Source organism: Enterobacter sp. WCHEn045836 (genome assembly GCF_003965585.1).
Taxonomy (GTDB): domain Bacteria; phylum Pseudomonadota; class Gammaproteobacteria; order Enterobacterales; family Enterobacteriaceae; genus Enterobacter; species Enterobacter dissolvens.
This window is the reverse complement of record NZ_RXPT01000003.1, coordinates 225,619-247,900: the sequence shown is the minus strand read 5'-3', so window position 1 is coordinate 247,900 and position 22,282 is coordinate 225,619. Positions and strand designations below refer to the sequence as shown.

The following is a 22,282-nucleotide window of genomic DNA, read 5'->3' as shown; positions in this document are numbered from 1 at the left end:
CCCCGGCAAGCGGTGCGCCACCGGGGAAAGGAGGGTTATTGCTGTGCGAGCTGATTACGACGATATTCCCCCTGCCGCTCCAGCATCCAGCCCGGATATTCGCGCGGCAGTGCGCTGACGGCATCAAGCTGTTTAAGCTCGTCTTCGCTTAAACGGATCCCGGTTGCGGCGATGTTGTCATCCAGTTGATCGACCCGTTTGGCACCAATAATGACGCTGGTCACCACCTTCTGATGCAGCAGCCACGCCAGGGCGATCTGCGCGACGGAGACGCCTTTGCTTTCGGCAATAGTGCGCATCACATCCACACAGTCGAAGGCGCGCTCTTTTTCCACTGGCGGGAAGTCAAATTCCAGACGACGGCCACCGGCTTCACTCTGCCCGTCGCGGCCATATTTCCCGCTCAACAGGCCACCCGCCAGCGGGCTCCAGACCATCAGCCCGACGCCTTCGCTCTGCATCATTGGCACCAGTTCGCGCTCCAGATCGCGCCCGGCGATGGTGTAATAGGCCTGCAGCGACGCGAAACGGGCCAGACCCAGCCGCTCGGAAATGCCCAGCGCTTTAGCAATCTGCCATGCGGCCCAGTTAGAGACACCGATGTAGCGCACGTGGCCGTGCTGCACCAGGTTATCCAGAGCATAAAGCGTCTCTTCCATCGGCGTTGCGGGGTCGAAACCGTGAAGCTGGTAGAGATCGATATGGTCGAGCTGCATGCGGCGCAGGCTCTCTTTCACGCTGCTGATAATGTGATAGCGTGAGCTGCCGCGTGAGTTCACCCCCGCCGTGCCCGTTTCGCCAAACACTTTGGTGGCAACCACCACGTTTTCGCGCGGGATTTTCAGGTTCTTGAGCGCCTGGCCGGTGATCTCCTCCGAGCGGCCTTCGGAATAGACGTTCGCGGTGTCGATGAAGTTGATCCCGGCATCCAGCGCACGGCCCACCAGCTGCTCGGCTTCACTCTGCTGCAGCTGGCCAATCTTGCCCCACATGCCACCTTCACCGCCGAAGGTCATGGTGCCAAGGCACAGTTCAGAAACAAACAGACCGGTATTGCCCAGTTTTTGATAACGCATAAGATAGTCCTCACATGTCGTTTGATGGGTGCCTGATAGTTATACCCGCCCCGCAGCCAACGCGAATGTGGCGTTCCTGTCCGTTTCTTGCCCAATCCTCTGAATTTTATCCGCGCGGGGCCTCGCCAAAGACGGCGTAATCCGGTAACTGCACCTGCTGATACGGCTCCCAGCCGCCGCCAAGCGCCTTATAGAGCGCCACCAGATCAAGCGCGCTCTGCACCTGCGCCTGGGCACGTTGCTGCTCGGCCTGCGCCAGCTGTCGCTGGGCGTCGAGTACGTCGATAAAGCTGGCAATCCCCTGCCTATAGCTGTCGCTGGCCAGATCAAAGGCGTTTTGCAGCGCATCGATGGTCTTCGCGAGACCCGCTTCACGCTGCTGATCGGTGCGGTAACTGACCAGCGCATTCTCCACATCCCCCAGCGCGGTCAGTACCGTCTGGCGATAGTCCAGCACTGCCGCCCCCTGTTGCGCGCGCGCCACTTTCACGCTGGAGACCAGCCGTCCGCCCTGGAAGATGGGAATCGAAACCTGTGGACCAAAACTGTAGAAGTGGCTGCTCCAGTCGGTGAGCCAGTTGGATTCGCTGTTGCGCAGGCCAAACTGCCCGGAAAGGGTAAAGCTCGGGAACAGCTCGGCCACCGACACGCCAATTTGCGCGGTGGCGGCATGGAGATTCGCTTCCGCTTCTCGCACGTCCGGACGACGTCGCGCCAGCGTGGATGGAATACCCGTTTGCACGATATCCGGCAGCGCGGGCATCGGCTGAACGCTTTGTAGTTCCGCATCCAGCGCCCCCGGCGGCTTGCCGAGCAGGATCGCCAGGCCGTTCATCGCCTGCCGCTCCTGCGCCTGATATTGCGGCAGTTGTGCTTCAAGGTTGCCCAGCTGCGCCCGCGCATTTTCTACGTCCATCTGCGGAGACAGCCCACCCCGCTGGCGACTTTCGGTCAGATCCAGCGTTTGCTGCGCGCTTTTAATCTGGGTGTTCAGCGTGGCAATAATGCTCTGCGCCCCACGCAGCTGGAGCCAGGCGCGCGCCACTTCGGCTTCAAGGGAGACCAGCGCGTCGTTACGCTGCTCAATAGCGGCTTTCTGCTGCGCTTCAGCAGTTTCAACCTGACGACGAACTTTGCCCCAGAGATCAATTTCCCACTGGGCGTCGAAGCTGCCCTGGTAGAGGTTGATCGGCTGCGTCAGCGGCCCTAACGCACCCCTGAGTTCCGGATCGACGTTATCAAGCTGGTCGTAGACCCCGTGAGACTTCAGCTCACCTTCCAGGCCGAGCTGCTGGCGCGTCGCCTGCAGATTACCGTTGACCGACGGATAAAACGCCCCGCCCGCCTGGTTAATCTGTTCGCGCGCGCCAGCGATGCGCAGCACCGTTTGTTGCAGGGACAAATTCCCGGCGATGGCGCGTTCAATCAGACTGTCGAGCTGCGGCGAGCCAAACGTTTTCCACCAGCGCGGGTTAGTCGCAGCGGAGGTGGTGTGTGATTTCACCGTGCGGTCGCCTTTATCGTTCCAGTGCGTGACGGCAGGCGGTGCAGGCGGCTGGTAATCCGGCCCCACGGCGCAGCCTGCCAGCAGCATCATTATCATCAGGGGGTGTAAACGTCTGTGTATCATCAATGTGCTCCTGCACTCCCCTCGCTCTTAACCGGCGAGAGCAACAAACAAAACGGAATCAGGACCAGCGCCACCCCGCTCAGAATGGTGAACACGTCGATATAGGCCAGGAAGCGCGACTGCTCAATCATGGTCTGGTACATGCGGCCGGTGGCGATGCCGGTCGGGTCACCGACCTGAGTGGTAAAGTTCTGGATCGCCTGCGCGCTTTCGCGGATGGCCTGCTGGAACTGCTCGTTAAACGGCGAGGCGTGGTACGCAAGGTGCGCGCTGTGGGCCTGCGCGCGTTCGGTGATGGCCGCCGTCGAGAGCGATATGCCAATCGAGCCCGCAACGTTACGGAACATGGTGAACAGCGCCGCGGCATCCGCGTTCAGCCGCCTCGGGATAGAAATAAACGCAATGGTGGTCAGCGGGACAAACAGGAACCCCAGGCCAATCGACTGGGCGCTGCGGAACAACACCAGCGTTTCGAAGTCGATATCCGGGGTGAGCGTGCGCGACCAGAAGAACGACACCGCCAGACAGGTAAAGCCAAAGGCGATGATCCAGCGCGTCTGCACCACCGGCATCAGCTTCAGGACCAGCGGGATGGTTAACACTATCAACACTGCGCCGGGCGACAGCACCAGCCCGGACCAGGTGGCGGTATAGCCCAGATCCTGCTGCGCCAGCTGCGGGATCACCACCGAACTGCCGTAGAGGATCATCGCCATCCCCGCCATCAGCAGGCTGGAGATGGTAAAGTTGCGGTCCTTCATGCAGTGCAGATCGACAACCGGTTTTTTGGCATACATCAGCCAGTAAATGGCGCCAATGATGCCGACCAGCGTTAACACCGCAAAGGTGCGAATAAAGTTCGAGTAGAACCAGTCATCATCCTCGCCCCGGTCGAGCATCACCTGCAGACAGCCGAGGCCAAGCGCGATCAGGCCGATCCCCGTCCAGTCGATCGTCAGCTTCTCTTTTGATTTGCTCTCCCAGGGTGGATCTTCCAGCAGCTGGTAGATCGCCAGCACCGTCACAATCCCCACCGGGATGTTGATAAAGAACACCCAGCGCCAGGAGTAGTTGTCGGTGATCCAGCCCCCCAGCGTCGGGCCAAGCACCGGCGCAACGATAATCGCAATGGAGGAAAGGCCAAACGCTTTGCCCCTGTCTTCCGGTTTAAAGTAGTCAAGCAGCACCGACTGCTGCGTGGGCTGCAGGCCGCCGCCAAAAAAACCCTGCATCACACGGAACAAGATGATTTGCCACAGCTCGGTGGCAATCCCGCACAGGAACGAGCAGACGGTGAACATCACGATGCAAATCAGGAAGAACTGCTTGCGGCCAAACACCCGGCTCAGAAACGCCGAGATGGGCAGGACGATGCCGTTAGCCACCAGGTAGCTGGTTAATACCCAGGTGGACTCGTCATAGCTGGACGAGAGCGAGCCCGCCACGTGCGGCAGCGCCACGTTGACGATGGTGGTGTCGAGGATCTCCATAAACACCGCCAGCGTGACGACAATCGCCACCGCCCACGGATTGCTGGCGGGCTTCCAGTTGTCGTGGCTGTGATCCGTCATTCCACCGTGACCTTCGGCTCTACCGACAGCCCCAGCGGCAGCGGTTTGTTCGGATCCAGCCCTTTATCAATCACGATTTTCACCGGCACGCGCTGGACAATTTTAACAAAGTTGCCGGTGGCGTTTTCTGACGGGAACGCCGAGAAACGCGAACCGCTGCCCTGCTGGATACTGTCGACATGGCCTTCAAGCGCCATATCTGGCCAGGCATCGACGGAGACGTTCACCTTATCGCCCGGCTTCATGCGCTCAAGCTGAGACTCTTTAAAGTTGGCCACCACCCAGACGTTGGGTGAGACCAGCGAGAACAGCGCCGTGCCTGCCTGCACCAGCGTACCGGGCTGCACGTTACGCTTAGTGACAAACCCGTCGAACGGGGCGCGAACTTCGGTGTAAGAGAGGTTGAGGTTAGCGGTTTCCAGCTGCGCTTTAGCCTGATCGACCTGGCGCTCACGCGCTTCGACGTTGGTCTCCTGCTGGCGGATCTGCAGCTGTACCTGCTCCGCCACTTCCAGCTGGGCCTGCGCACTTGCCAGAGCGGCCTGTGCGCTTCGCAGCTGGGCGTTGGCGGAATCAATGCTTTGTTGGGTAGTGGCACGCGGATCGACCCCGCGCTGGCGGCGATACTCCGCCTGCGCGTTGGCGAGGTCTGCCTGCGCTTTCAGCACCTGCGCTTTGGCTTCGTCGCGCTGGGCAGGGTACTGCACTTTCGAGAGCGCCAGCTGTGCCTGGGCCTGATGCAGCTGCGCAATAGCCAGGCCAAGCTGGGCCTGAGCCTGATCGCGCTGGGCGGTGGTATCACGCGGATCGATAACCACCAGCAGATCGCCCTTTTTCACGCGCTGGTTATCACGCACGTGCAGCGCCGTGACATACCCCGCCGTTTTAGGGGCAATCGTCACCACATCGCCGTCGGTAAAGGCGTCGTCAGTTGTCTCTTCGTTACGGGTTAAAAACCACCAGATCAGCGCCACAACGACCATAACCACCACGACAATGCCGAGGATAATTAACGGTTTTTTGCCCGGTCGCTTACGCTCATTATTGTTTTTGTCCTGCTCGTCAGCAGGCGTGTTTTGTTCTTCAGCCATAGTTCAGCAACGGTCCTGTCAGTGAGCGGCATCACACTATGCCGTTCACTAAAGCTAGGACGTTGCTATACGTTTGCCAGGAAAAACTGACAAATTGCGCACTATATGAGAAGGAATAATCCGAAACCGATCGCCGCAGCCCAGAGCAGCATGGGGATCGACCAGAGATGGAAGCGCCACCAGATGCGGCGATCGTTCGCCATCCGCAGGGCAATCAGGTTGGCCAGTGAGCCGGGCAGCAGACCAAACCCACCGATGTTAACCGCCCAGGCCAGCAGCGTGTCCGGCGGAACATAGTTGAGCAGTAAAATGGTAGAAGGCACGTTGCTGATGAACTGCGACAGGCCAATCGCTGTCAGCCACAATCCGGGCTGCGACAGACCGCTGACGCTGTGCAGTACGTTTTGCAGCACCGGGAGCTGGATAAGCAGATGCACGTCGATGAACATCACCATAAAGACCAGCAGCAGCGTCCAGTCCACGCTCACCAGCACGCGTCGCGCCAGCACGACAAAACCAGCCGCCACGAGCAGCACGCCCGCCAGTTCATACTTCAGCTCCAGCGCAAACAGGAAGACGATATACAGCCCCAGGCAGCTCCAGACCAGACGAGGCTGCCACTGCGGGCCGGTTGTGCCGCTGTGGTATTGCAGTTTTTTATCCGGGAAGGCAAACCAGCAGACCACCAGCAGCGACGCCATCATCACCAGCGCCAGCGGCGCCATCTGCCAGGTAAAGGCGGCGAACGATAACCCTGAACGTCCCCAGAGGAGAATGTTTTGCGGGTTGCCGATAGGGGTTAACAGCGAGCCCGCGTTAACGGCCAGCGCTTCAAAGATAATCAGCCGACTCACCGGGATCTCGCAAAGCTTACGCAGGGTGAGCGTCAGCGGCACGATGATAAACAGCGCCACATCGTTGGTCAGAAAGGTCGACAGCACTGCGGCGGAGAACACCATAAACAGCGACAACCTGCGTTCGGTGGCAAACCGGCGCACCATTTTGCGCCCCAGCACGTCAAAGTAGCCGCTCAGCTCCACCCCTTTGGTGAGCATCATTAATCCGCTCAGGGTAATGATGGTGCGCCAGTCAATCGCCGCAGGCCAGATCTTGGGCGCAAACGGCACAAAAAGGCTAAGTCCTGCGCCAATAATCAATAAGAGATGAAAGAAGCGATCGCGTGCCAGGGCCTGCAGTCCAGGGATTTTCATTCAGCGGAGGGACCATATTTAAGCGTAAATTCACGAAACTTCACCAGCGTCTCTTCGCTGACGTGGTGTTCCATACCTTCCGCATCCCGGCGGGCAATCTCCGGGCTTACGCCCAGCACCAGCAAAAAGTTTTCCACGAGCTGATGGCGCTCGCGACTCTCCTGCGCCAGTTTCTCCCCTTCAGGCGTCAAAAAAACGCCGCGCCAGGGGATCATTTCAATTAAGCCGACGGACGCCAGACGTTTCAACATCTTCGCCACGGTTGGCTGCGAAACCCCCAGCCTGGCCGCCATATCAACCTGGCGTGCTTCGCCAACCTCGCGGATCAAGTCGGAAATCAGCTCAACATAATCATCAATCAGTTCACGTCGGTGGGCTTCACGTACCTGACGAAAACCTTCGACATGCTCTTCCACATTCACCAGTTGCGTCGTTTTTCTGATTGTTGGCTTACCTGCGCGACGGTTCATTGTACTTCCTCAGTGGGGTGACGCTTCCAGCGCCCGGTATCGAGAGCGCACATTGTAAACCATAGCTCTACAAGCACAAAAAATTAACGAAATAGCCATAGCTATACAATATAGCCTGTGCTATATCTGTATGTAATGCAGTCACCCTTCACGGATCGAAGGGATCAAAACTCAGGAGGTCTTATGAACGAATTCAAGAGGTGTATGACCGTGTTTACTCACTCTCCTTTTAAAGTGCGCTTAATGCTGTTGAACATGCTGTGCGATATGTTTAACAACAAACCGCATCAGGACGACAAACCTTCCCACTAAGCGGCGTTGCGGTACGCCGCTTCATTTTTCCGTCATATTCCCGCTGTATACTGGCCTTAAGCCGCCCTATTCCTGATTTTTTTTACGGATTTGCAATCCCCTTCGCAAAACATCTGCTTAGCAACTGTTGATATTATTTAGCGCTCGCACTATCTTCTTGCAGCCCTGCACAATTTGCGGCTCGCTGAAGCGGACCCTCATTCCCTCTCCACGCACTGTCAGGCAGGTTATGACCCTTGACGCCAGGGTGAGCACATGGCGTTTTTATGCATGATAGTGACCTATGAATTTAACCCTGATAGACACCGTTGTTACCCGCAGTCGGGCCTTAAGTCCGTGGACGGGATTCTACTTTTTACAATCATTACTGATTAACTTTGCGCTGGGTTATCCTTTCAGCCTGCTTTATGCCGTTGCGTTCACCTGCATTTTGCATCTGCTGTGGCGTACCGCGCCGCGCGCGCAAAAAACGTTAATCGGTATCTGCTCCCTGATTGCCGCCCTCTATTTCCCGTTTGGTCAGGCCTATGGTTCGCCAAACTTTAATACGCTGCTGGCGCTGCACTCGACCAATATGGAAGAGTCGACCGAGATCCTGACGATCTTCCCGTGGTACAGCTACGTGGTCGGCCTCTTTATTTTTGCGCTTGGCGTAATCGCAGTGCGCCGAAAACCAGAAGAGAAAAAAGCGTGGGGAAAAATGGAGACGCTGTGCCTGGCATTCAGCGTGGTGACCTTCTTTGTCACCCCCGTGCAAAACCTGGCCTGGGGCGGCGTGTTCAAGCTGAAGGATACCGGCTATCCGGTGTTCCGCTTCGTAAAAGACGTTGTCGTCAATAACCAGGAAGTTCTCGACGAGCAGGCGCGCATGGCTGAGCTCTCCAATATGAAAGACACCTGGAACGTGCTGGCGGTGAAGCCGAAGTACCATACCTATGTGGTTGTCATCGGTGAAAGTGCACGCCGCGACGCGATGGGCGCGTTCGGCGGACACTGGGATAACACGCCGTTCGCCAGCTCCGTCAACGGTACCCTGTTTACCGATTATATTGCGGCCAGCGGCTCGACGCAGAAATCCCTCGGCCTGACGCTGAACCGCGTTGTCGACGGGAAACCGCAATATCAGGATAACTTTGTCACGCTGGCAAACCGTGCCGGTTTTCAGACGTGGTGGTTTTCCAATCAGGGGCAAATTGGCGAATACGATACCGCGATTGCCAGTATCGCTAAGCGTGCTGACGAAGTGCAGTTCCTGAAAAGCGGTGATTTTGAAGCCGATAAAAATACCAAAGACGAAGCATTGCTCAAGATGACGGCCCAGGTCTTTGCCACGCAGCGTACGCAGCCTCAGCTGATCGTCCTGCACCTGATGGGTTCCCACCCGCAGGCCTGCGACCGTACCCAGGGGAAATACGCAGAGTTTGTGCAATCCAAAGAGACCTCTTGCTATCTGTACACCATGACGCAAACCGATGAGCTGCTCAGCAAACTGTACGATCAGCTCCGCAATACAGGCGACAGTTTCTCACTGGTCTATTTCTCGGATCATGGGCTGGCGTTCAAAGAGCGCGGTAAAGAGGTGCAGTATCTGGCGCACGACGACCAGTTCCAGCAGAACTTCCAGGTGCCGTTTATGGTGCTGTCGAGTGATGACAAGAAGCATCGTATTATCAAAGCGCGTCGTTCGGCGAATGATTTCCTGACGTTCTTCTCGCAGTGGACAGGGATTTCTGCAGAGCAGATAAAAAATACTTACCCGTTTATCTCAAACAAGAAAGCGCCCCCAGCGTACGTTACCAACTTCAAGTTACAGAAAGTTGACTATAACCATCTGGGGACGGATATTTTCGATATTAAGAGTAAGTAAGCTGTGCGGTCTGATGCCCTCACCCTGGCCCTCTCCCACGGGAGAGGGATCCCCACACAAAAAGCGTCTACGGACGGCCCCCTCTCCTCTTAGGGGAGAGGGCTGGGGTGAGGGGGAACATACAGCTCTGGTGGTCATTCCGTTCACTTTATGTTCCTTGCTACTCTGTAACAACATGACCCGTGAACGTGCCAGGGTGGCTCAATCGCCACCACCCTGGCGACCCGGGCTCCCGGCGGTAAATCGCCGCTTCGCGGTACCTTCGGCTTATTCCTTCCGGCTTATCGGGGACGGGCGGATGTAACGCCCCTGTAAAGCCGCCCTCTCGGCGCATCCATGCGCCTCGCCCCGGCCTGCAGGAAACGCCTCAGCGATTTACAGCCGGACCAGGGCATCGCTGAATGCCCTCAGTCATTCTGAAGGCAGCGTTATTGCTTCTGTTTGTGAATGACTGGGGAACCGTCAGCCCACAGGGATAGAGAAAAAGGTTAAAAAAAATCCGCCACATGGGCGGATTTTTTACTGGCTCACCGAAGTGATTAGAAGCGGTAACCTACGCCCGCGATCCAGGTGCCAACGTCAACGTTGCGGATACGGCTCTGCTCATAGGAGAAGTCCAGAGCAACGTCTTCGATTGGGTTGAACTGCAGACCCGCGCCATAGGAGAAGCCGTAGTCGCTGTTGCTTGCAGTGCGGTTCAGACCCTGGTTTTCGGTCTGCTGGAATTTACCGTAGCCAACACCTACAACACCGTAGATGCTTGCCCAGTCGTTCAGACGGTATGCTGGACCAGCGGTGATGCCGTAGTACTGGCCTTTGTTGTATGCGCCGTTTTCAGAACGATCTTTCTCGGTGTAGGTGAAAGAACCGATCACGCCCAGTGGGTTGTTATCCTGCTCGTAACGATACTTCAGGTTGAAACCGTTAGCTTTGTTCATTACGCCCTGCATATCGCTCTGAGCGTAACCACCGGTAACAGTGGAAGTAGCAGCTACAGCGGTACCTGCGGAAACAGCCAGTACAGCGGCCAGTGCTGAAAGACATGCAATTTTTTTCATAACCACCTCAAATGTGCTTCAAGTAAATCCGTAAGTTTTAAATATATCAAAAAAATTTGCGAAACTCTTTGAGATTCGTGATGTCTAATGAAACCTTTCCTGTAACAGAACGTTTCCAGCATCAGTTATCTTATTCAAATCACAGAGAATTTCTGTTGCAAAACACCCATACTGCGCGCCAATGCCTCTACATTCATCCAGATTATTCCTAATCTGACAGGCGATAAAACCAGCAACGCTAATCCATTTTACGGATTTTCCCTGGTTTTTTTTCAACAGTAGCTCAACCGTGACGCCATATTTCCATTACACTGCGGCTTTTACCCTATTTGACAAAAATTGACAGGAGAAAGGATGCCAGGGTTATCCCGCAGGTCGTCGGTCTGGATGCCGGTTGCTGTAATTCTGATCGCGATGTTGTCCATACAGAGCGGAGCGTCGCTCGCGAAATCACTCTTTCCGCTGGTGGGCGCACCGGGCGTCACTGCCCTGCGTATCGCGTTAGGGACCCTGATCCTGGTGGTCATCTTTAAACCCTGGCGGTTGCGGGTTAAAAAAGAGCAGCGACTCCCGCTGCTTTTCTACGGACTGGCGCTGGGCGCCATGAACTATATGTTCTATCTCTCTATCCAGACCATTCCTCTGGGTATTGCCGTCGCACTGGAATTTACTGGCCCGCTGGCCGTGGCGCTTTTCGCGTCCCGACGGCCTGTCGATTTTATCTGGGTAATCTTAGCGGTGCTTGGATTATGGTTCTTGTTACCGCTGGGTCAGAGCGTCTCTGAAATTGACCTGACGGGGGCCGCGCTGGCTCTGGGCGCAGGAGCCTGCTGGGCGGTCTATATCCTCACGGGCCAGCGTGCCGGAGAAGAGCACGGCCCGGCAACTGTCGCGCTGGGCTCGTTAATTGCCGCCATCATCTTTGTGCCACTCGGAATGGCTCAGGCCACGGAATCCATCTGGCAATGGTCAGTGATGCCGATTGGGCTTGCTGTCGCCATCCTCTCCACCGCCCTGCCCTATTCGCTGGAGATGATTGCCCTGACGCGGCTGCCGACGCGCATTTTCGGCACGCTGATGAGCATGGAACCCGCACTGGCCGCCATCTCCGGTATGGTATTCCTCGGTGAAACCCTCACGTTTACCCAGACGCTGGCGCTGTGCTCAATCATTGCAGCGTCTATGGGGTCAACGCTCACCATGCGCCCCGAGTCAAAAGTTGAGAAAGTCGACATCAGCTAACGCCGTATATTCTGCATGGCTTCATTGCCATGCAGAATAAAGGCCAGCTCTGAGATTTTTATAATTTCTTACATTCTTCGTCATCGAAAAGTCATATTTCTCTCGCCCTTAATGGGAAATAGAGAATTAAGATTGATCTGTGTCAATTTTAAAAAATACCATCTAATTCAATCAATTAATAATTCAACTCCCTTCTTGCTATTAAACCAATAGGCACAGCCAAACCGCAGGGAAAAAATCCGGTGCTATACTTAGTTCCGTAATTACCTGGGACATAAACATCAAGAGGATATGAGATTTTGAGTACCGCTAAACTGGTGAAAACGAAAGCGTCTAATCTGCTTTATACCCGTAACGATGTATCGGACAGCGACAAAAAAGCAACGATTGAGTTGCTCAATCGCCAGGTGATCCAGTTCATCGATCTTTCGCTGATCACCAAACAGGCCCACTGGAATATGCGCGGTGCAAACTTTATTGCCGTTCATGAAATGCTGGATGGCTTCCGCACAGCACTGGTCACCCACCTGGACACCATGGCCGAACGCGCCGTGCAGTTAGGCGGTGTGGCGCTGGGTACCACGCAGGTGATTAACAGCAAAACGCCACTGAAAAGCTATCCGCTGGATATTCACACCGTTCAGGATCACCTGAAAGAGCTGGCAGACCGTTATGCGATTGTGGCTAACGACGTGCGTAAAGCGATTAGCCAGGCAAAAGACGAAGATACTGCGGATATCTTCACCGCCGCATCTCGCGACCTCGATCAGTTCCTGTGGTTTATCGAATCTAACATCGAATAATCCATATGAATTTTCTATCAAACCCTCGCCTCCGGTGAGGGTTTTGCACATTTGTGGTGCACACTTTTCCCCTGAGACGCTGCAAAAGTGAAGAAAATGTAATAATCACCTCACACAACCGTTAATGGAAGATTGTTTTTTCGTCATTATTTGCGCTAAATATCTCCCCGTCAGTTGAGCCAAACGACACGCACCAAAACGGTGCTTCATCTTGGTGCAATCAGACATCATTGCCACGTTTATTGTGCAATGCATGACATCCTCCCCTTTGCAAAACAACAGCTTGTAAAGTTGGCACGATTTTTTCATTGTGCCAGTCGTTCTCGCAGGGGATCGCCCCGTGGATATAAAAGGAAATGCTATGAAGTCTGTATTAAAAGTTTCACTGGCTGCACTTACCCTGGCTTTTGCGGTCTCTTCTCAGGCCGCCGACAAACTGGTTGTGGCAACCGACACGGCGTTCGTTCCGTTTGAATTCAAGCAGGGTGATAAATACGTTGGTTTTGATGTGGATCTGTGGGCCGCTATCGCAAAAGAACTTAAACTGGATTACACCCTGAAGCCAATGGACTTCAGCGGTATTATCCCGGCACTGCAAACCAAAAACGTTGACCTGGCACTGGCAGGCATCACCATTACTGAAGAGCGTAAAAAAGCGATCGACTTCTCTGACGGCTACTACAAAAGCGGCCTGCTGGTGATGGTGAAAGCTGACAATAACGATGTAAAAAGCGTGAAAGATCTCGACGGTAAAGTGGTGGCGGTGAAGAGCGGCACTGGCTCCGTAGATTACGCGAAAGCGAATATCAAAACGAAAGATCTGCGCCAGTTCCCGAATATCGATAACGCCTATATGGAACTCGGCACCAACCGTGCTGACGCCGTTCTGCACGATACCCCGAACATCCTGTACTTCATCAAAACCGCGGGCAACGGCAAGTTCAAAGCGGTCGGTGATTCTCTGGAAGCACAGCAGTACGGTATTGCCTTCCCGAAAGGCAGCGACGACCTGCGTACGAAAGTTAACGGCGCGCTGAAAACCCTGAAAGAGAACGGCACGTACAACGAAATCTACAAAAAATGGTTCGGTACCGAGCCTAAATAATTTTACCTGAACTCAGGTTTGTAACGCCCGGTGGCGCTCACGCTTACCGGGCCTACGTTTTTCGTTTTTCACCACGGTATACAGGAATACATCATGCAGTTTGACTGGAGCGCCATCTGGCCTGCCATTCCTCTCTTGCTTGAAGGCGCTAAAATGACCCTGTGGATTTCGGTCCTCGGTCTGGTTGGCGGGTTGATTATCGGTCTTGTCGCCGGTTTCGCCCGCACCTACGGTGGCTGGATTGCAAACCACATCGCACTGGTATTCATCGAAGTGATCCGCGGCACCCCGATTGTCGTGCAGGTCATGTTCATCTACTTCGCCCTGCCAATGGCCTTCACCGACCTGCGCATTGACCCGTTCAGCGCCGCCGTCGTGACCATTATGATCAACTCCGGTGCCTACATCGCAGAAATTACGCGCGGTGCGGTGCTGTCGATTCATAAAGGCTTCAGTGAAGCGGGTCTGGCGTTAGGCCTTTCGCGTCGCGAAACCATCCGTCACGTGATTCTGCCTCTGGCACTGCGCCGCATGCTGCCGCCGCTGGGCAACCAGTGGATCATCAGTATCAAAGACACGTCACTGTTCATCGTTATCGGCGTTGCTGAACTGACCCGCCAGGGCCAGGAGATCATTGCTGGCAACTTCCGTGCGCTGGAAATCTGGAGTGCAGTAGCCGTGGTCTACCTGATTATCACTCTGGTTCTGAGCTTCGTTCTGCGTCGTCTTGAAAGAAGGATGAAAATCCTGTGATTGAATTTAAAAACGTATCCAAGCACTTTGGCCCAACCCAGGTGCTGCACAATATCGATCTGAGCATCAAACAGGGTGAAGTGGTCGTCATTATCGGCCCATCCGGCTCCGGTAAATCGACGCTGCTGCGCTGCATCAACAAGCTGGAAGAGATCACCAGCGGCGATCTGATCGTCGATGGTCTGAAAGTGAATGACCCGAAAGTGGACGACCGGCTGATTCGTCAGGAAGCAGGCATGGTGTTCCAGCAGTTTTACCTGTTCCCGCACCTGACGGCGCTGGAAAACGTGATGTTTGGCCCACTGCGCGTGCGCGGTGCCAACAAAGCGGCGGCGGAAGCGCTGGCCAAAGATCTGCTGGCGAAAGTGGGCCTTGCAGAACGTGCGCATCACTACCCTTCTGAGCTCTCCGGTGGACAACAGCAGCGTGTGGCGATTGCCCGCGCCCTGGCGGTTAAACCGAAAATGATGCTGTTTGATGAGCCAACCTCCGCACTCGACCCGGAGCTGCGCCACGAGGTGTTGAAAGTCATGCAGGATCTGGCAGAAGAAGGGATGACGATGGTTATCGTGACCCACGAAATCGGCTTTGCTGAGAAAGTGGCGTCCCGCCTGATCTTCATCGATAAAGGCCGTATCGCGGAAGACGGTAACCCGCAGGAATTGATTGCGAATCCGCCGAGCCAGCGTTTGCAGGAGTTCCTGCAGCACGTCTCCTGATCGGCGTTCATCCGCTACACACAGAGCCGGGCATGCCCGGCTTTTTTACGCCAGATTGTTCCCAAAAATCCCTCTCCGCGCCCCGACTTCTATACTTATCATTTTGTTCGACATTTTCACCGGAGGACGCCGTGCCGTGGATCCTGCTGTTGTTGTTTAGCCTGTTTAGTGCGCCATCATTCGCCGTCGCGATCCCCGGCGTCACCACCGGAACCACCGCGACGAAGGAGAGTACGCCACCACCAGAGCCCGATGTCGAACAGAAAAAAGCCGCCTACAGCGCCCTGGCCGATGTACTGGAAAACGACACCTCCCGGCAGGAGCTCATCGATCAACTGCGAAAAGTGGCCGCCACGCCGCCGCAGGAGCCCGTTCCGACCATCACCCCGCCGCAGGTAGAGGAGCAAAAAACGGTGCTGGAAAACGTGACCGACGTTAGCCGCCACTATGCTGATGCCCTCTCCTCGCGCTTTGCCCAGCTCTATCGCAACCTGATTGGCTCTCCACATAAGCCCTTTAACCCCCAGACGTTTACCACTGCCGCCACGCAGTTTTTAATGCTGGCGGCGGCGGTATTCATTTTTTACTGGCTGGTGCGCCTGTGCGCGTGGCCGCTGTACCGGAAGATGGGACAATGGGGTCGCAAGAAGAATCAGCAGAAAAGCAGCTGGTTACACCTGCCGCTGATGATAGCCGCCGCGTTTATCATCGATTTACTGCTGCTGGCGCTGACGCTGTTCACAGGACAAGTGCTGGCTGACAAACTGAATACCGGCAACAAAACCATCGCCTTCCAGCAGGCACTTTTCCTGAATGCTTTTGCGGTCATTGAGTTCTTTAAGGCCCTGCTGCGACTGATATTTTGCCCGCACGTACCGGCACTTCGTCCTTTCTCCATACAGGATGCCAGCGCCAGATACTGGGCGCTGCGTCTGAGCGTACTCAGCGGGTTGATTGGCTATGGTCTGCTGGTTGCCGTGCCGATCATCTCCAACCAGGTGAACGTCCAGTTTGGTGCTCTGGCAAACGTGCTGATTATGATCTGCATTACCGTCTGGGCGCTGTACCTTATCTTCCATAACAAGAAGACCATTACGGAGAGCCTGCTGCACCTGGCCGATCGTTCCCTCTCGTTCTTTAGCCTCTTTATTCGCGCTTTTGCCCTGGTGTGGCACTGGCTGGCCAGCGCCTATTTCATTGTGCTGTGCTTCTTCTCGCTGTTCGATCCCGGTAATAGCCTGAAGTTTATGATGGGGGCAACATTTAAGAGCCTGGCGATTATTGGCGTGGCAGCTTTTGTCTCCGGCCTGCTCTCCCGCTGGATATCCAAAACCATTACCCTGTCGCCACAGGTACAGCGCAGTTACCCGGAGCTGCAAAAACGGGTGAACGGCTGGCTCTCGGTCTCGCTGAAGGTGGCGCGTATTCTGACCGTCTGTGTGGCGATTATGCTGCTGCTCAATGCCTGGGGGCTGTTCGATTTCTGGAACTGGCTGCACAACGGCGCAGGGGAAAAGACTGTCGATATTTTGATCCGTATCGCGCTGATCCTGTTCTTCTCTGCCGTGGGCTGGACGCTGCTGGCCAGCCTGATTGAGAACCGCCTGGTCTCTGACATTCACGGCAGGCCGCTGCCGAGCGCACGGGCCCGCACGTTGCTGACTCTGTTCCGCAACGCGCTGGCGGTCATCATCAGCACCATCACGATTATGATTGTGCTCTCGGAAATCGGCGTGAATATCGCGCCGCTGCTGGCGGGGGCGGGGGCACTGGGTCTGGCTATCTCCTTCGGCTCGCAGACGCTGGTGAAGGACATTATCACCGGTATCTTTATTCAGTTTGAAAATGGCATGAACACCGGGGATCTGGTGACGATTGGGCCACTCACCGGCACGGTTGAGCGAATGTCGATTCGATCCGTCGGTGTGCGCCAGGACACCGGGGCGTACCACATTATTCCGTGGTCATCGATTACCACCTTCGCCAACTTCGTCCGGGGTATTGGCTCGGTGGTGGCGAATTACGATGTCGATCGTCATGAAGATGCTGATAAAGCCAAACAGGCGCTGCGGGATGCAGTCGATGAGATGATGGCCATGGAGGATATACGCGGGCTGGTAATTGGCGAGCCATCGTTTGCCGGTATTGTCGGGCTGACCAACACGGCGTTTACCCTCCGCGTGTCCTTCACCACCCAGCCGCTTAAACAGTGGACGGTGCGCTTTGCCCTCGACAGCATGGTGAAAAAACACTTTGATCTCGCGGATGTGCGCATGCCGGTGCAGACATATCAGGTATTGCCGCCACCCGCCTCGCCGCTCCCGCCGCAGGAGCCGACGCTGTAACCGAGCCGGGTGGCGGCTTCGCCTTACCCGGACTACAACGGCGTGCTATTTGCGACGTTTGTTATCGTCCATAAACGACCAGGCGATAAAGCGGCTCTGTTTCTGGCCTTGCGCCATCTCTTTTTTCACCACCTTCACGGCGCCAGCTTCGGTCAACGCGCGGTAAAGCGGCGGCAGGTTATCGCCGCGGGAAACCAGCGTCGTGAACCATTTTACCTGGCGGGCAAACTGTTTGCTTTCCGCGATCATGCGCAGAATGAACGCCACCTCGCCCCCTTCGCACCACAGCTCCTGCTGCTGGCCGCCGAAGTTCAGCGCGGCGTCTTCAGCCTGACCCAGATTACGGCGCTTACGCTCACTGCCTGCACGGGCGGCGGCGGCCGAATCATGGAACGGCGGATTACACATCGTCGCGTCATAGCTTTCGTTTTTGTGAATAATGCCGTTGAAGATCGACGTCACCTCTTTCTGACGACGTAAGCGAATCGACCGGCTTAAGCCTGGATTGGCGTTAATGATCGCCTGCGCGCTGGCAAACGCCTCCGCACCAATTTCACTCCCGGTAAAGCGCCAGTGATATTCATGTACGCCGATCAACGGATAAATCAGGTTCGCCCCGGTACCGATATCCAGAACAGTGGCCTGCTGAGGAATAAGGCCGTCACGATCGTCAGCCAGAAGATCGGCAAGATAGTGAAGATAATCGGCACGCCCCGGTACGGGTGGGCAGAGAAAGCCTTCCGGAATATCCCAGTGCGCGACACCGTAAAAATGCGCCAGCAGGGCTTTGTTCAGCATTTTTACCGCCTGCGGATCAGCAAAGTTGACCGAAGGTTCACCGGCAGGCGTCTGCACAATGTAATCCTGCAGCGGAGGACAGCTCTGGCATAACGCATTCATGTCGTAGCGGCTGCGGTGGCGATTTCGTGGGTGCAATCCCGGCTTGTGGGAAGTCATGGCATTCTCCTTTAAACAGCGGCGTAAGATACCCTGTGCGGGCGCAACGGTAAATATCTCTCTACTGCGCGCAAAAAATCGCCAAAAATCAGGGACCTTTATGTCTATGATCTGTCAGCAAATTGTCAATTTATATCGTTCAAAAAATAAGCAGATCATCATCAAATTTTTGCGCTAAATCACACTCGTCAGGCTTCTAAACTTAAAGGGAATCACCTGTTGTTTCCCCTTGAGGATGTGATTATGAAAAAATACCTGACCCTTATTGTTATTGCTGGCGCACTGGCCAGTGCATCATTTTCTGCCATGGCCGTTCAGTCCCTGACCGAAAGTACCGATACCAGCCAGCTACGGCCTGCGGGAACCGTCTCGGTGAGCCGTGCAAGTAACCTTGATGACCTGCAGAACAAACTGGCCGAAAAAGCCCGCCAGGAAGGTGCGAAAGGTTTCGTGGTGAATTCCGCCGGTGGCGATAACCATATGTATGGCACAGCAACCATCTATAAATAAGTTCCTCTTCTGAGAATCACTGCATCTGGCTGACAGATGCAGTTCTCACCTCTTCTCTTGACTGTTCGTTTTTTGACCCCATCTTTATAAGAGACACACCCCACGTGAGGACAAGGCCATGGCTTCCGGATGGGCGAATGACGACGCCGTGAACGAACAGATCAACAGTACCATTGAAGATGCAGTTGCCCGCGCTCGCGGTGAAATTCCGCGCGGAGAAAGTTTGACGGAATGCGAAGAGTGTGGAGAAACGATCCCGGAGGCGCGCCGTAAAGCCATTCAAGGTGTACGGTTATGCATCCACTGCCAGCAGAATAAAGATTCGAAAAACAGTTCACATTCGGGATATAATCGCAGAGGATCGAAAGACAGCCAGTTACGTTGACTTTCCTTTACCTAAGTTAACCGCGCAAGCGCTTTCCTTTACGCTCACGATTTTTTGCCAGGCGCGTAGCAAAATGTGCCCTTCATCACACGTCTGTAAACCGCAGCGACAAGAAATGTAAATCGCCCTTCTGAATTTATTAATATTCAATAAGTTATTTGTCATTCAATTTTTTTGAGCAACCACGTCAATTCTCTTCGATTTTATCTGCCGAAAAAAAACGTGATACTTATCACATCGACGGAACATCGTCCCTTTAACAGAAAAACCTGCGAGAGATTAATTATGAAAACCATCAAATATGCTGTTGCTGCTGTTGCCCTGTCCGCTCTGTCTTTTGGCGCTTTCGCTGTAGAGCCAGTGTCTTCTGCTCAGGCACAGAACATGAATAAAGTAGGTGTGGTGAGTGCTGATGGCGCAACCACGCTGGACGGTCTGGAAGCCAAACTGGCTGAGAAAGCGGCAGCGGCTGGCGCAAGCGGATACACCATCACCTCCGCTAACGGCAATAACAAGCTGAGCGGCACTGCGGTTATCTACAAATAATCGACTGAATTAATGCTCCACCCTCACCGTACCCTCTGGTGAGATGCTCCAACCCTCATTGACCCTGTTGTTACCCTTGCTTGCCCGTCCGCCACTGGACGGGCTTTTTTTTGCCTAAAACATCTCTTCCACGCGGGCTAACCCTGCCTGGACGGAATCCACTTCCCCGGTTGCCAGCAGGCAGCAGGCCATCTGCAGTTTAATGGCGTGCGGAACCGGAACATTACCGGCAAGACACTGTTCAATCCAGTGCGCGGTGGTATGCGGATCTTTTGCTTCCGGCACTATCACATCAGCAGTCTCGTCCTGACGCTCCAGCACAGGTCGCGTGCCGGCAGGATCAATCAGCACTAACTGCGGACAGCGCTGCGGATTGGCGTAAACTTCACCTTCGGTGCCGTGCATCAGCAGCGCCCGGCCGCCGATATCTTCAAAGAACTTGCCCACCCGCGCCACGTACTCCGGATGCGACACGCTGGAGAGACGCAGGGCATCCGCTTCGCCAAACGGCGTCGCCAGTTTCGCAAGCGTGTGCGCACTGTTGCGCACCCCCATGCGCCAGCGCATATCCAGCTGTTTTTCCAGCGGCGGGCAGAGCGCCTTAACCGGAATATAGACCGGCTGGTGACCATCCAGCTTCGCCTGCGCCTGCCCGGCGTGCAGGGTCGGTTCGATACCTAACATGCCGAAGATGGTCTCCGTCAGTACCCGGGTTGGATCTTCGCTGACACCATGGACCACCACCGGGAACCCCAGCTTATGCAGCAGAATAGCCAGCAGTGGCGTCAGATTCGCCTGTTTACGCGCGCCGTTATAAGTGGGAATGACAATTGGCATTGGCTTCGCCACCGGGGGCGTTAAGCGCAGCGTTTGCGCCTGCATCGCTTCATAGAAGCCACGCATCTCCGCTTCGCCTTCACCTTTGATACGTAGCGCAATCAGGATACCGCCCATCTCCAGATCGGGTACGTCGCCATTGAGCATATGGGTGTACAGCGCACGGGCAGTTTCCTGATCCAGGTCGCGGGCATGGTTTTTCCCACGCCCTACCTCTTTGATAATTTTACGATAATCCACGACATCTCTCCTTGCGGCTCTTTGCAGATACTATAGCCCTGATAAATGCCTGGCGGGTAATCATTTTCCTTTCTCTCCCGACACCCGGACAAACGCCCTTCGAGGGTAAAAATGGTCTGAAGATAAATTGAACGAAAAATAATTCTCAGCGATAGTTCCTGCCGAATTAATCAGCCAGGTGATGATTAATACCTGAAGTACCAAACTTTCATTCAGAGGATTAAAATGAAAAAATTAATTATTGCGGGGATCGTCGCCGGGATGGCGTGTGCTTCCGTTTCTGTATTTGCATCCAGTGGTGAAGGTCAAATTAATTTCACAGGCGAAATTATTGACTCTGCATGTACTGTGGTGAACGGTTTAAGTAATCCACTTAATGTGTCATTAGGTAAGGTTTCTAAATCTGCATTTACCGGAAGTGGTTCGACGACGTCGACAACCCGTTTTAGTATTCAACTTAAAGATTGTCCTGACACGGTGACCAGCGCCTCGGTAACGTTCGGCGGAACGCCTGACAGTAACAATAAGGATATCCTTGCTGTGACATCAGGAACCGGTACGGCGTCGGGAGTCGGTGTTCAGTTGCTTGATAAAACTGAAAACCCACTGAGTTTATATACGGCCTCTGCGGCGTATACGCTCACACCAGGCACCACAACGAACGATTTGCAGTTTGGTGCACGCTATATCCAGACCGGACCTGCTATTTCTGCCGGACTGGCGAATGCCGCCTCGACCTTCACTATCGTTTACAACTAATAAAACGGATATTAGCTACCCCAGTGGCTAATATCTGTTATTGCTTTATTACGGTATTACTATGCGAAAATATCTTCTGGCCTCCTCCTTTTTATTTATTGCTTCTGTCGCCCATGCCGGCGGCGGCACACGCGTGGTCTATCCCGAAAATAAAAAAGAATCTTCCATTGGGATCACCAACCCGGACAACCTCGACTACCTTGTGCAGTCATGGGTCGAAACGGAAGATAATGCCCGCGAGAAAGCACCGTTTCTGATTACACCGCCTCTGTTCCGCCTTGATGCGAAGCAAGAAAACGTTCTGCGCATCATCAGAACCGGGGGGAATTTACCAGCGGATCGCGAATCACTGTTCTGGTTGAATATTAAATCCATTCCCTCTTCTGCGCGCAATGAGAGCGTTAATACGTTGCAGATCGCGATTAAAACCCGCATTAAACTGCTTTATCGTCCGTCGGGTATTACGGGCAAACCGGAAGATGTCACCACGCAATTAGTCTGGCACACGCGGGGTAATCAACTTATTGTCGACAACCCCACGCCGTTTTATATGAATTTCCAGGAAATAAAACTCGACGGTAAAAAAGTGGATAAAGCCACCTATGCCGGACCTAAAAGCGAAACGCATTTCGCGATGCCAGCCAATATCTCAGCACACACCGTGTCCTGGAAAATCATCAATGACTTTGGCGGCATTAGTCAGTCATATACCGCACAGATTAAATAACTTCCGGAATTTCTGAATATCATTATGCGCTGGGAATACACCACCAAACCACCGAAACAGCACGGACG

22 protein-coding genes are annotated in these 22,282 nt (G+C 54.6%); 13 read left to right on the top strand and 9 right to left on the bottom strand.

Features of this window, described 5'->3' with window-relative positions; genetic code table 11:
• Window positions 1-35 precede the first annotated feature (35 nt).
• The 6 genes from EKN38_RS05570 to mntR form a co-directional block, all read right to left on the bottom strand.
• Window positions 36-1,076 carry an aldo/keto reductase gene (locus EKN38_RS05570; RefSeq protein WP_014831186.1) on the bottom strand — a complete coding sequence of 347 codons (1,041 nt, stop codon included), beginning with the start codon at window positions 1,074-1,076 and terminating at the stop codon, window positions 36-38.
• 106 nt (window positions 1,077-1,182) lie between these two features.
• On the bottom strand, window positions 1,183-2,706 hold the full coding sequence (locus EKN38_RS05565; protein ID WP_014831185.1) for an efflux transporter outer membrane subunit: 1,524 nt from the start codon (window positions 2,704-2,706) through the stop codon (window positions 1,183-1,185).
• Window positions 2,706-4,277, bottom strand: a complete 1,572-nt coding sequence (locus EKN38_RS05560; protein ID WP_014831184.1) for a DHA2 family efflux MFS transporter permease subunit — start codon at window positions 4,275-4,277, stop codon at window positions 2,706-2,708. Before EKN38_RS05560 ends, EKN38_RS05565 begins: the two co-directional genes overlap by 1 nt.
• Window positions 4,274-5,368 (bottom strand): HlyD family secretion protein, encoded by a 1,095-nt coding sequence (locus EKN38_RS05555; protein WP_014831183.1) that lies wholly within the window; start codon window positions 5,366-5,368, stop codon window positions 4,274-4,276. Before EKN38_RS05555 ends, EKN38_RS05560 begins: the two co-directional genes overlap by 4 nt.
• Window positions 5,369-5,469: 101 nt before the next feature.
• Window positions 5,470-6,579, bottom strand: a complete 1,110-nt coding sequence (locus EKN38_RS05550; RefSeq protein ID WP_014831182.1) for an anion transporter — start codon at window positions 6,577-6,579, stop codon at window positions 5,470-5,472.
• Window positions 6,576-7,049 carry a manganese-binding transcriptional regulator MntR gene (gene mntR / locus EKN38_RS05545; RefSeq protein ID WP_014169260.1) on the bottom strand — a complete coding sequence of 158 codons (474 nt, stop codon included), beginning with the start codon at window positions 7,047-7,049 and terminating at the stop codon, window positions 6,576-6,578. Before mntR ends, EKN38_RS05550 begins: the two co-directional genes overlap by 4 nt.
• A 183-nt stretch (window positions 7,050-7,232) precedes the next feature.
• On the opposite strand from mntR, the gene mntS reads away from it, so the two are divergent.
• Window positions 7,233-7,361 carry a manganase accumulation protein MntS gene (gene mntS / locus EKN38_RS05540; RefSeq protein WP_014831181.1) on the top strand — a complete coding sequence of 43 codons (129 nt, stop codon included), beginning with the start codon at window positions 7,233-7,235 and terminating at the stop codon, window positions 7,359-7,361.
• 283 nt (window positions 7,362-7,644) lie between these two features.
• Window positions 7,645-9,228 carry a phosphoethanolamine transferase gene (locus EKN38_RS05535; RefSeq protein ID WP_014831180.1) on the top strand — a complete coding sequence of 528 codons (1,584 nt, stop codon included), beginning with the start codon at window positions 7,645-7,647 and terminating at the stop codon, window positions 9,226-9,228.
• Between the two features lie 539 nt (window positions 9,229-9,767).
• Here the strand turns inward: EKN38_RS05535 and ompX are convergent.
• On the bottom strand, window positions 9,768-10,286 hold the full coding sequence (ompX, locus tag EKN38_RS05530) for an outer membrane protein OmpX (RefSeq protein ID WP_014831179.1): 519 nt from the start codon (window positions 10,284-10,286) through the stop codon (window positions 9,768-9,770).
• Between the two features lie 354 nt (window positions 10,287-10,640).
• Here ompX and rhtA point away from each other — a divergent pair, with 354 nt between their 5' ends.
• The 6 genes from rhtA to ybiO all read left to right on the top strand — a co-directional run bounded on the left by rhtA (window position 10,641) and on the right by ybiO (window position 17,253).
• A complete protein-coding gene (gene rhtA, locus EKN38_RS05525) occupies window positions 10,641-11,528 on the top strand; it encodes a threonine/homoserine exporter RhtA (protein WP_014831178.1) in 888 nt (295 codons plus the stop codon).
• Between the two features lie 299 nt (window positions 11,529-11,827).
• Window positions 11,828-12,331: a DNA starvation/stationary phase protection protein Dps gene (dps, locus tag EKN38_RS05520; protein ID WP_013097463.1), complete on the top strand. Its 504-nt coding sequence runs from the start codon at window positions 11,828-11,830 to the stop codon at window positions 12,329-12,331.
• A gap of 361 nt (window positions 12,332-12,692) precedes the next feature.
• Window positions 12,693-13,436, top strand: a complete 744-nt coding sequence (gene glnH / locus EKN38_RS05515; protein ID WP_014831177.1) for a glutamine ABC transporter substrate-binding protein GlnH — start codon at window positions 12,693-12,695, stop codon at window positions 13,434-13,436.
• A 93-nt stretch (window positions 13,437-13,529) separates the two neighbouring features.
• Window positions 13,530-14,189 carry a glutamine ABC transporter permease GlnP gene (gene glnP, locus EKN38_RS05510; protein ID WP_003858462.1) on the top strand — a complete coding sequence of 220 codons (660 nt, stop codon included), beginning with the start codon at window positions 13,530-13,532 and terminating at the stop codon, window positions 14,187-14,189.
• Entirely contained in the window at window positions 14,186-14,908 is a 723-nt protein-coding gene (glnQ, locus tag EKN38_RS05505) for a glutamine ABC transporter ATP-binding protein GlnQ (RefSeq protein ID WP_014831176.1), read from the top strand. The genes glnP and glnQ overlap by 4 nt, the downstream gene beginning before the upstream one ends.
• A 131-nt stretch (window positions 14,909-15,039) precedes the next feature.
• On the top strand, window positions 15,040-17,253 hold the full coding sequence (gene ybiO / locus EKN38_RS05500) for a mechanosensitive channel protein (protein WP_014831175.1): 2,214 nt from the start codon (window positions 15,040-15,042) through the stop codon (window positions 17,251-17,253).
• A gap of 45 nt (window positions 17,254-17,298) precedes the next feature.
• On the opposite strand, the gene rlmF is transcribed toward ybiO, so the two are convergent.
• The gene (gene rlmF / locus EKN38_RS05495; protein WP_014831174.1) at window positions 17,299-18,210 is read right to left on the bottom strand and encodes a 23S rRNA (adenine(1618)-N(6))-methyltransferase RlmF; all 912 of its coding nucleotides are present in this window, start codon (window positions 18,208-18,210) and stop codon (window positions 17,299-17,301) included.
• 243 nt (window positions 18,211-18,453) lie between these two features.
• Between rlmF and mcbA the strand changes: the two genes are divergently transcribed.
• The 3 genes from mcbA to ybiJ all read left to right on the top strand — a co-directional run bounded on the left by mcbA (window position 18,454) and on the right by ybiJ (window position 19,651).
• Window positions 18,454-18,720, top strand: coding sequence for a DUF1471 family periplasmic protein McbA (mcbA, locus tag EKN38_RS05490; protein WP_014831172.1), 267 nt, complete (start codon window positions 18,454-18,456; stop codon window positions 18,718-18,720).
• 118 nt (window positions 18,721-18,838) lie between these two features.
• Window positions 18,839-19,105 (top strand): DksA/TraR family C4-type zinc finger protein, encoded by a 267-nt coding sequence (locus EKN38_RS05485; protein ID WP_014831171.1) that lies wholly within the window; start codon window positions 18,839-18,841, stop codon window positions 19,103-19,105.
• A 285-nt stretch (window positions 19,106-19,390) separates the two neighbouring features.
• Complete coding sequence (ybiJ, locus tag EKN38_RS05480) at window positions 19,391-19,651, top strand: DUF1471 family protein YbiJ (protein WP_013097471.1); 261 nt, start codon at window positions 19,391-19,393, stop codon at window positions 19,649-19,651.
• Between the two features lie 114 nt (window positions 19,652-19,765).
• Here ybiJ and ybiB read toward each other — a convergent pair whose 3' ends face one another.
• On the bottom strand, window positions 19,766-20,728 hold the full coding sequence (gene ybiB / locus EKN38_RS05475) for a DNA-binding protein YbiB (RefSeq protein WP_014831170.1): 963 nt from the start codon (window positions 20,726-20,728) through the stop codon (window positions 19,766-19,768).
• 225 nt (window positions 20,729-20,953) lie between these two features.
• Between ybiB and EKN38_RS05470 the strand changes: the two genes are divergently transcribed.
• Window positions 20,954-21,487 (top strand): fimbrial protein, encoded by a 534-nt coding sequence (locus EKN38_RS05470; RefSeq protein ID WP_014831169.1) that lies wholly within the window; start codon window positions 20,954-20,956, stop codon window positions 21,485-21,487.
• 61 nt (window positions 21,488-21,548) lie between these two features.
• Window positions 21,549-22,214 (top strand): molecular chaperone, encoded by a 666-nt coding sequence (locus EKN38_RS05465; protein WP_126521787.1) that lies wholly within the window; start codon window positions 21,549-21,551, stop codon window positions 22,212-22,214.
• The last annotated feature ends 68 nt before the right edge of the window (window positions 22,215-22,282 follow it).